The sequence below is a fragment of the Bradyrhizobium altum genome, from assembly GCF_020889705.1.
Lineage (GTDB): Bacteria > Pseudomonadota > Alphaproteobacteria > Rhizobiales > Xanthobacteraceae > Bradyrhizobium > Bradyrhizobium altum.
Window position 1 is genome coordinate 1 of the sequence record NZ_JACMYP010000336.1, and the last position, 8,026, is coordinate 8,026.

General features: G+C 65.0%; 8 protein-coding genes. 5 read left to right on the plus strand and 3 right to left on the minus strand.

The annotated features are described in order from the left end of the window. Positions 1 to 1,343, plus strand: a 1,343-nt coding sequence (locus H8B02_RS42370) for a S53 family peptidase (protein WP_229171645.1), incomplete at its 5' end; no start/stop codon positions are given. Between the two features lie 77 nt (positions 1,344 to 1,420). On the opposite strand, the gene ctrA is transcribed toward H8B02_RS42370, so the two are convergent. After that, the gene (gene ctrA, locus H8B02_RS42375; RefSeq protein ID WP_016848562.1) at positions 1,421 to 2,122 is read right to left on the minus strand and encodes a response regulator transcription factor CtrA; all 702 of its coding nucleotides are present in this window, start codon (positions 2,120 to 2,122) and stop codon (positions 1,421 to 1,423) included. 367 nt (positions 2,123 to 2,489) lie between these two features. Between ctrA and fliI the strand changes: the two genes are divergently transcribed. From fliI to H8B02_RS42395, 4 genes are all read left to right on the plus strand, one after another. Further along, positions 2,490 to 3,815, plus strand: a complete 1,326-nt coding sequence (gene fliI, locus H8B02_RS42380; RefSeq protein WP_229171646.1) for a flagellar protein export ATPase FliI — start codon at positions 2,490 to 2,492, stop codon at positions 3,813 to 3,815. A gap of 108 nt (positions 3,816 to 3,923) precedes the next feature. Beyond that, positions 3,924 to 4,343, plus strand: a complete 420-nt coding sequence (gene fliJ, locus H8B02_RS42385; protein ID WP_021081901.1) for a flagellar export protein FliJ — start codon at positions 3,924 to 3,926, stop codon at positions 4,341 to 4,343. Positions 4,344 to 4,547: 204 nt separating this feature from the next. Then, a complete protein-coding gene (locus tag H8B02_RS42390; protein WP_097676823.1) occupies positions 4,548 to 5,093 on the plus strand; it encodes a sigma-70 family RNA polymerase sigma factor in 546 nt (181 codons plus the stop codon). Between the two features lie 3 nt (positions 5,094 to 5,096). Next, positions 5,097 to 6,065, plus strand: coding sequence for an anti-sigma factor (locus tag H8B02_RS42395; RefSeq protein ID WP_229171648.1), 969 nt, complete (start codon positions 5,097 to 5,099; stop codon positions 6,063 to 6,065). A 313-nt stretch (positions 6,066 to 6,378) separates the two neighbouring features. Here H8B02_RS42395 and H8B02_RS42400 read toward each other — a convergent pair whose 3' ends face one another. Then, complete coding sequence (locus H8B02_RS42400) at positions 6,379 to 6,579, minus strand: hypothetical protein (protein WP_092116406.1); 201 nt, start codon at positions 6,577 to 6,579, stop codon at positions 6,379 to 6,381. Between the two features lie 384 nt (positions 6,580 to 6,963). After that, positions 6,964 to 8,026, minus strand: a 1,063-nt coding sequence (locus H8B02_RS42405) for an FHIPEP family type III secretion protein (RefSeq protein ID WP_229171650.1), incomplete at its 5' end; no start/stop codon positions are given.

An 8,026-nucleotide genomic window follows, 5' to 3' on the forward strand; every position in this document is an offset into this window, starting at 1 on the left:
CCCGCGTGGTGCGGCTGGCGGCAGAGCGGGGCTTGACCGTCGGCCGCAGCGACCCTGTCGCGCGCACGGTCGAGCTGGAAGGCACCGCGCGGCAGATGGCCGAGATCTTCGGCGCGACGCTTCGCACCTACCGCGACGGCGAGCGCACGTTTCGCGCCCGCGTCGGCGGACTGACCGTGCCGGCCGAGATCGCGCCATGGACCCGCGCCATTCTCGGCTTCGATCAGCGGCCGCTGCGGACCAGGACGCCGCTTGCGCAGGCCCAGGCCGACACGGGCAGCGGCAGCGGACTGTGGCCGACCGACATCGCGGCCCGCTACGGCATTCCGCTGGATCGCGACGTGTCGTCGATCTGCGTCGGCATCATCGCACTCGGCGGCGGCTATCTCGCGAGCGATCTCGCCATGGCGGTGGCCGGCATGAACCGGCCGCCGCCGGTTGTCGTCAATGTGCCGCCGACCGGCAATGGCGGCTTCGGCACCAACGATGTCGCCGACCTGGAGATCGCGCTCGATCTCCAGGTGCTCGCCGGCCTGCTGCCGAAGAGCAAGATCGTGGTCTACTTTGCCGAGAACTCCGCCGCGGGTCTGACCGACGCGATCCATCAGGCGGTGTTCGATGAAGAGCATGCACCGCAGGTGGTCTCCGTCAGCTGGGGCAGTGCCGAGAAATACTGGACCGGGCCCGGGCGCGACGCGATGCAGGCCGTGCTGGCCGATGCCGCGCGGCTGCGCGTCAGCGTGCTGTTCGCCTCCGGTGACCAGCTCGCGACGAGCGGCCTGACCGACGGCAAGGTCCATGTCTGGTTTCCCGCCTCGAGCCCCTATGCGACGAGCTGCGGCGGCACCCAGCCCCTGCCTGCCGCGGGCAATGGGGCGGCTGCAGCGGAGGCGGTCTGGAATGCCGGTGCGGTCGGCACCGGCGGCGGCATCAGCGACGCGTTTCCGGTCCCCGACTATCAGTCGCATTTGACGATGCCGAAGTCGCAGAACGACGGCGCTATCAGGCGCGGCGTCCCTGACGTCGCCTGCGCGGCCGCGGCGAGCCCGGGCTACCGCATCATCGTCAACGGAGAGGCGATGGCGATGAGCGGGACCAGCGCCGCGACACCGCTATGGGCCGCTCTGGTCGCGATAGCTGTCTCCGCGCGCGGCGAGCAGATCGGCTTGCTCAACGCCGCGCTTTATTCCAACCCCGGCGCATTCCGTGTGGTCGAGCAGGGCAACAACCGCGTCGGCGGCAAGGGCTACGATGCCGGCCCGGGCTGGAGCGCCTGCACTGGGCTCGGTGTTCCGAAGGGCGCGGATCTCCTCGCGGCCCTGACCGCGATCCCGGTGGCGTAAGCCCTAAAAACAGAAACCCCGCCATTTGCGGCGGGGTTCAAGTCGAAAGCGAAGTCGGAACGCTGCGGGCCAGAAGGTCAGGCGGGAATGCGCTCGTCGGCCTCGTGCGGCTCGCGCAGCACATAGCCGCGGCCCCACACGGTCTCGATGAAATTGCGGCCCTCGGAGGCGTTGGCGAGCTTCTTGCGGAGCTTGCAGATGAAGACGTCGATGATCTTCAGCTCCGGCTCATCCATGCCGCCGTAGAGATGGTTGAGGAACATTTCCTTGGTGAGTGTGGTGCCCTTGCGGAGCGAGAGCAGCTCCAGCATCTGGTATTCCTTGCCGGTGAGGTGCACGCGCTGACCGCCGACCTCGACCGTCTTGGTGTCCAGATTGACCACGAGATCGCCGGTCTGGATGACCGACTGGGCGTGACCCTTGGAACGGCGCACGATGGCGTGGATGCGGGCGACCAGCTCGTCCTTGTGGAAGGGTTTGGTCATGTAGTCGTCGGCGCCGACGCCGAGACCCTTGACCTTGTCCTCGATGCCGGCGAGGCCGGAGAGGATCAGAATGGGAGTCTTGATCTTCGAAACCCGGAGCTGCTTGAGCACGTCGTAGCCGGACATGTCGGGCAGGTTGAGGTCGAGCAGGATGATGTCGTAGTCGTAAAGCTTGCCGAGATCGACGCCTTCTTCACCGAGATCCGTCGTATAGACGTTGAAGCTCTCGGATTTGAGCATCAATTCGATCGACTGCGCGACGGCGCTATCATCTTCAATCAGCAAAACGCGCATGCCAGTCCCCTATAGTCGCCGCTCCGGGCGTCAGGTCGGCCGCACTTGCGGCACTCACAAAACGCCTTTGAACAACTGATTCGGATCCTGACGAGATATGGTTAACAAAAACTGATTCCTCGACGCAAGCTCTAACCGTGCAATTTTTGTCGAATCGCCCTAAGATATTGCGTAGAAGAAGCTTTTCCTAACCGCGCTCGTTCAGTTTCCACATTAAGAGCCGGGCCTAACCGACTCTCGCGACTCGCCCTTCTTCTGATGGGCGAGCGACCTCAGTCACCAAAGACAGTGACGCAATGATTAATGATGCGGGTAAACACGAAGTTAAGCGGCCGGCGCAAAATTGCGGAAACTTAAGGTTTTCGCAATGAAGGCGCTCGCGGAGCAGATCGGGGACATCGACGGCGTCAATATTTATGGCCGTGTAGTCGGCGTCCGCGGGCTCATGGTCGAGATCGCCGGCCCCATTCACGCGATGTCGGTCGGCGCCCGCATCGTGATCGACGTCGGCGCCGGCCGCTTCATCCCGGCCGAGGTGATCGGCTTCTCCGGCGAGAACGCGGTGGTGATGCCGTTCGGCGGGCTCGAGGGCGTCAGGCGCGGGTGCCGCGCCGTGATCGCCAATGCGGCGAGCCAGGTGCGGCCGTCGCCGGCCTGGCTCGGCCGCGTCGTCAATGCGATGGGCGAACCGATCGACGGCAAGGGTCCGCTGCAACAGGGCGCCTCGCCGATGTCCTACCGCAACTCGCCGCCGCCGGCGCATTCGCGCAGGCGGGTCGGTCCGCCGCTCGACCTCGGCGTGCGCGGACTCAATACTTTCCTGACCTGCTGCCGCGGCCAGCGGCTCGGCATCTTCGCCGGCTCCGGCGTCGGCAAGTCGGTGCTGCTGTCGATGCTGGCGCGCAATGTCGACGCCGCGATCTCGGTGATCGGGCTGATCGGCGAACGCGGCCGCGAGGTGCAGGAATTCCTGCAGGAGGATCTCGGCGAGGAGGGGCTGGCGCGTTCGGTCGTGGTGGTCGCCACCTCGGACGAGCCGGCGCTGATGCGGCGCCAGGCGGCGTATCTGACGCTCGCGATCGCCGAGTATTTCCGCGACGAGGACCAGGACGTGCTGTGCCTGATGGACTCGGTGACGCGCTTTGCGATGGCGCAGCGCGAGATCGGCCTCTCGGCCGGCGAGCCGCCGACCGCCAAGGGCTACACGCCGACGGTGTTCACCGAATTGCCGAAGCTGTTGGAGCGGGCAGGGCCGGGCACCGGCGTCGGCACCATCACCGCGATCTTCACCGTGCTGGTCGATGGCGACGATCACAATGAGCCGATCGCGGACGCGGTGCGCGGCATCCTCGACGGCCATATTGTAATGCAGCGCGCGATCGCCGAGCGCGGCCGCTATCCCGCGGTCAACATCCTCAAGTCGGTCTCGCGCACCATGCCGCGGTCCTCCGACCCCGACTTCCTGCCCTTCATCAACAAGGCGCGGCAGGTGATGGCGACCTATGCCGACATGGAGGAACTGATCCGGCTCGGCGCCTACCGGCCGGGTTCCAGCCCCGAGGTCGACGAGGCGATCCGGCTGCACGAGCCCTTGGAAAGCTTCCTGCGCCAGGCCAAGGACGAGGCCACCAGCCTGGGCGACGGCTACCGGCAACTCGCTCAAATCCTCTCGGGTTTGGAAACGGAACGCTAACTTTGTCAGGCCATCATCCCCGGCACACCATAGCTATGCCGGCGGGGCCCAGGGGGGAGCCGGTTCTGTCCCGCGTTCAGAATTGGGACTTCTGGGGAGTATGAGTCGATGAAGTCACGTGAAACGCTGATCCGCCTGAAGAAGTTTCAGGTCGACGAAAAGCGCCGTCGGGTTACCCAGATCGAAGGCATGATCGCCGACTTCCAGCGCATGTCCGTCGAGCTCGAGCGCGAGATCCAGACCGAGCAGGAGCGCGCCGGGATCAATGATCCCTCGCACTTCGCCTATCCCACCTACGCCAAGGCCGCGATCCAGCGCCGCGAGAACCTGACCCGTTCGGCCGACGAGCTGCGTGCCCAGCTCGACGACGCCAAGGCGCTGCTGTCGGAAGCATTCGAGGAGCTGAAGAAGGTCGAGCTGCTTGACGAGCGCGACCAGGCGCGCGAGCGCGCGGAGGAGAGCGCTCGCGAGCAAGCCGACATGGATTCGATCGGCCTGATGCGGGCCCGGCTCGGCGTCATCGCCTGATACCTCGCTCCCTCCGCCGACCATCTTGAGAGCCCGGGCCGATCGCCCGGGCTTTTTGTTGGGCGCTGTCCACAAGCCGGCCTCTCGTCGGCCACTTGGCGGATCGTGCTGTCCCAAAATATGCTACCACCGGTCCAGACCAGATGATGATCGGCGGCGCGGTGGCGATGGGGCGATGGGGGATGCAGGCTTGGAGGGCGCTGAATGCTGACGCCGGCTGAGCTCGTCTGGCTGATCGCCGCCGTCGCGAAGGGGGATCAGGCCGCCTTTGAGCGGCTGTACGCCGCGACCCGCTCGAAACTCTTTGGCGTCGTGCTCCGTATCTTGCGGCGTCAGGACCTCGCCGAGGAGGTCATTCAGGAGGCTTACGTCAAGATCTGGAACAGCGCCGGGCAGTTCAATCCGGCCCTGTCGTCCCCGATCACGTGGATGGCGTCGATCGCGCGCAACCGCGCCATCGATGTCGTGCGCAAGCGGGGCGAGTCCTCGCTGGAAGATGAGCCTGCGGCGATGGAAGTCGCCGCCGACTCTCCCGATCCGCTGGCGCGACGGGAAATGACGGAAGAGTTGAAGCGGCTGCTGGAGTGCGTCGGTCGTCTGGAGCCCGATCGTCAGAAGCTCGTGCTGCTCGCCTATTACAACGGCTGGAGCCGCGAGCAGCTCGCCGCAAAGTTCGAGACACCGGTAAACACGGTGAAGACCTGGCTGCGCCGCAGCCTGATGGATATCCGGGAGTGTCTTGGACTCTGATTGATGGCCTATAGCGAAGACCATATCGCGCTCGCCGCGGAGTATGCGCTCGGTACGCTCGATGCCGACGAGCGCACGCAGGTCGAGACCATGATGGCCGTCGACACCGAGTTCGCCGCGCTCGTGCAAGCCTGGGAGTTCAGGCTCGGGCCGCTGAACCAGATGGTCGGTCTGGTCGAGCCGCGCCCGGTGGTCTGGGAGAACATCAAGGCGGCGATCGGCCATGCTGGCGCACCGCAGGCGCCGCTGGTGTTGCCCGAGACGCCGGCCGCGACGGTGACACCGCCGCCTTCGCCGACAACCGACGATCCGGAATTCGGCTCGGCGTTCGATCCGGAGCCGTCGCAGGCACCCGAGATCCGGAGGCTACCCGAGATCCGACAGCCACGGGTCATCTTCGACGAACGCAACGTGACCGCGCTTGCGAACCGCGTGAAGCGCTGGCGCGGCATCGCGTCGGCGGCGACCGCGATCGCGGCCGCGCTGCTGGTCACGCTCGGCCTGCAGATCTACCGGCCCGACGCTTTGCCGAATGCGATCCGTCCGAAGCCGCGCATCCAGACCGTGGAAGTCAAGACGCCGGCGCCGGCGCTCGCGCCGTCGGCGCAGTATGTCGCGCTGTTGCAGGGCCAGAATGGCGGGCCGGCCTTCATCATGACCATCGACGGCGCGACCAAGAATTTCACCGTGCGCAAGGTCGGCGCGCCGTCCGAGCCCGGCAAGAGCTTTGAGCTCTGGCTGATCTCCGACAAGCTGCCGCAGCCGCGCTCGCTCGGCGTGATCGGCGCTGATGATTTCACCGCGCGCCCGGTGCTGTCGGGCTACGATCCCGACGTGATCAACGGCGCCACCTACGCGGTGACCGTCGAGCAGGCCGGCGGTTCGCCGAATGGCCAGCCGACTTCGGCGCCGATCTTCACCGGCAAGCTGATCGAGACCGTGCCGCCTGCGTCGGGCTCGACGCCGCGATAGGCGGTGTTTCCTCATTCTGCTCTGCGCGAGGGCTGAAAATCGTTGAAGTCCCGTCATTGCGAGGAGCTCGCGACAAAATTGCAGAGCGATTTTGCGCTGAAGCGACGAAGCAATCCATCGTTCCGCGTGCTCGGTGACAATGGATTGCTTCGCTTCCCTCGCGCGACGATCCACCATCCGCACAAAAAGAAAACGCCCGTGGGGAGCGGGCGTTTTCGATAGTCAACTTGGGGGTAGTTGGGGGTCTTAAATATCCACGCAGCGACTTTGGGGGGCTGTAAAGAACACTACGTGAATTCGTGAAACTCTCCTGTTAGCGGACCAACGAGTTGCTCGTGCTCGTGATCGCGACCGGCTTGCCGGCCTTCATGACACGTGCCGTCTGGGTGTAACCCTCGTCCGACGAATTGTGCGCGGTGATGCCGAAACCAGCGACCAGAATACCGGCGACCAAGGCCACGACCACAATCTTCAGGTGCGTCGTACGATCAGCGCTGTAGATCGAGTGGTTCATGGAAGTCTCCTGCCGCCTTCCTGGTCTCAGTAAATCTGTCGGTTTGGTCTGCTGCCCGGTTCAACCTCTCGTGCCCCATCAACGTAGGATTTGCCGATTCCGTTCCCTAGGGGGCATCACAAGGGCGTGATGAGACGTGATCGGTCGCGATCAAAAGCCGTCTCCGGCTTCCAAAATCCACATTAACTGGACGTAATATCAGTGGCTTGCCGGGAAGCCGTATCATGTTACCCCAGATAGGGCCGTTCCGGACTGTTCCACACAAATCAGTTGCCTGTGGCGAGAAAGCACAGGCGAAAACGCAAATGATTTGCGATGGCTAGAGCGTTTTCGAGCGAAGTGGACGCCGTTTCGCGTGAAGAAAACGCGTCCAAACAAGAAGCTCTAGACGCTGCCGACGGTCTTCAGCCGGGCCCGGGGATGGATCTCGGCCTGCGACAAAACGGTGGTCTGCGAGCGGAACCGCTCCACCAGTGAGCGAACGAACGGCCTGATCGCGGCCGACGTCACCAGCACCGGCGCCTCCCCCTCGCGCGCCGCCTGCTCGAAGGCGTTGCGCACGGCGGTCATGAATTCCGACAGCTTGGAGGGCTGCATCGCCAAGCTGCGGTCGTCGCCTTGGCCTACGATCGACTCGGCGAACGCCTGTTCCCAGCGTGCCGACAGCGCGATCAGCGGCAGATAGCCGTTCGGCGAGGTGTTCTGGGCGCAGATCTGCCGCGCCAGCCGGGCGCGGACATGCTCGACCATGGTGGCCGGATTGCGCGAGAACGCCAGCGCGTCGGCGATGCCCTCGAGGATGGTGGAAAGGTCGCGGATGGAAATCCGCTCGGCGAGCAGCAATTGCAGCACGCGCTGGATGCCCGACACCGTGACCTGGCTCGGCACGATGTCCTTGATCAGCTCGCCCTGCTCCTTCGGCAGGTCCTTCAGCAGCTTCTGCACCTCGCCGTAGGACAGCAAGTCCGCCATGTTGGTCTTGAGCAGCTCGGTCAGGTGCGTCGACAGCACGGTCGCGGCGTCGACCACGGTGTAGCCCTTCAGCGCGGCCTCTTCCTTCAGGCCGGCATCGACCCAAGTCGCCGGCAGGCCGAAGGTCGGTTCGATGGTGTGGATGCCCGGCAGCTGTACCTGGTTGCCGGCGGGATCCATGACCATGAACTGGCTCGGCCAGATCTTGCCGGTGCCGGCATCGACTTCCTTGATCTTGATGACGTAGCTGTTGGCCTCGAGCTGCACATTGTCGAGAATGCGCACCGCCGGCATCACGAAACCCATCTCGATCGCGAGCGAACGGCGCAGCGCCTTGATCTGCTCGGTGAGGCGGTCGGTGCCGTCGGGGCCGTTGACCAGCGGCAGCAGCGCATAGCCGAGCTCGATCTTGAGGTCGTCGATCTTCAGCGCGGCGGCGATCGGCTCTTCCGCGGCGGCAGCGGCTGCGGCCGCG

What these genes read in the sequence shown, in the direction of transcription:
- ctrA (WP_016848562.1), bottom strand. Translation starts at nt 2,122, where the DNA reads ATGCGCGTTTTGCTGATTGAAGATGATAGCGCCGTCGCGCAGTCGATC.
- H8B02_RS42390 (WP_097676823.1), top strand. Translation starts at nt 4,548, where the DNA reads ATGCTGACGCCGGCTGAGCTCGTCTGGCTGATCGCCGCCGTCGCGAAG.
- fliJ (WP_021081901.1), top strand. Translation starts at nt 3,924, where the DNA reads ATGAAGTCACGTGAAACGCTGATCCGCCTGAAGAAGTTTCAGGTCGAC.
- H8B02_RS42400 (WP_092116406.1), bottom strand. Translation starts at nt 6,579, where the DNA reads ATGAACCACTCGATCTACAGCGCTGATCGTACGACGCACCTGAAGATT.
- H8B02_RS42395 (WP_229171648.1), top strand. Translation starts at nt 5,097, where the DNA reads ATGGCCTATAGCGAAGACCATATCGCGCTCGCCGCGGAGTATGCGCTC.
- fliI (WP_229171646.1), top strand. Translation starts at nt 2,490, where the DNA reads ATGAAGGCGCTCGCGGAGCAGATCGGGGACATCGACGGCGTCAATATT.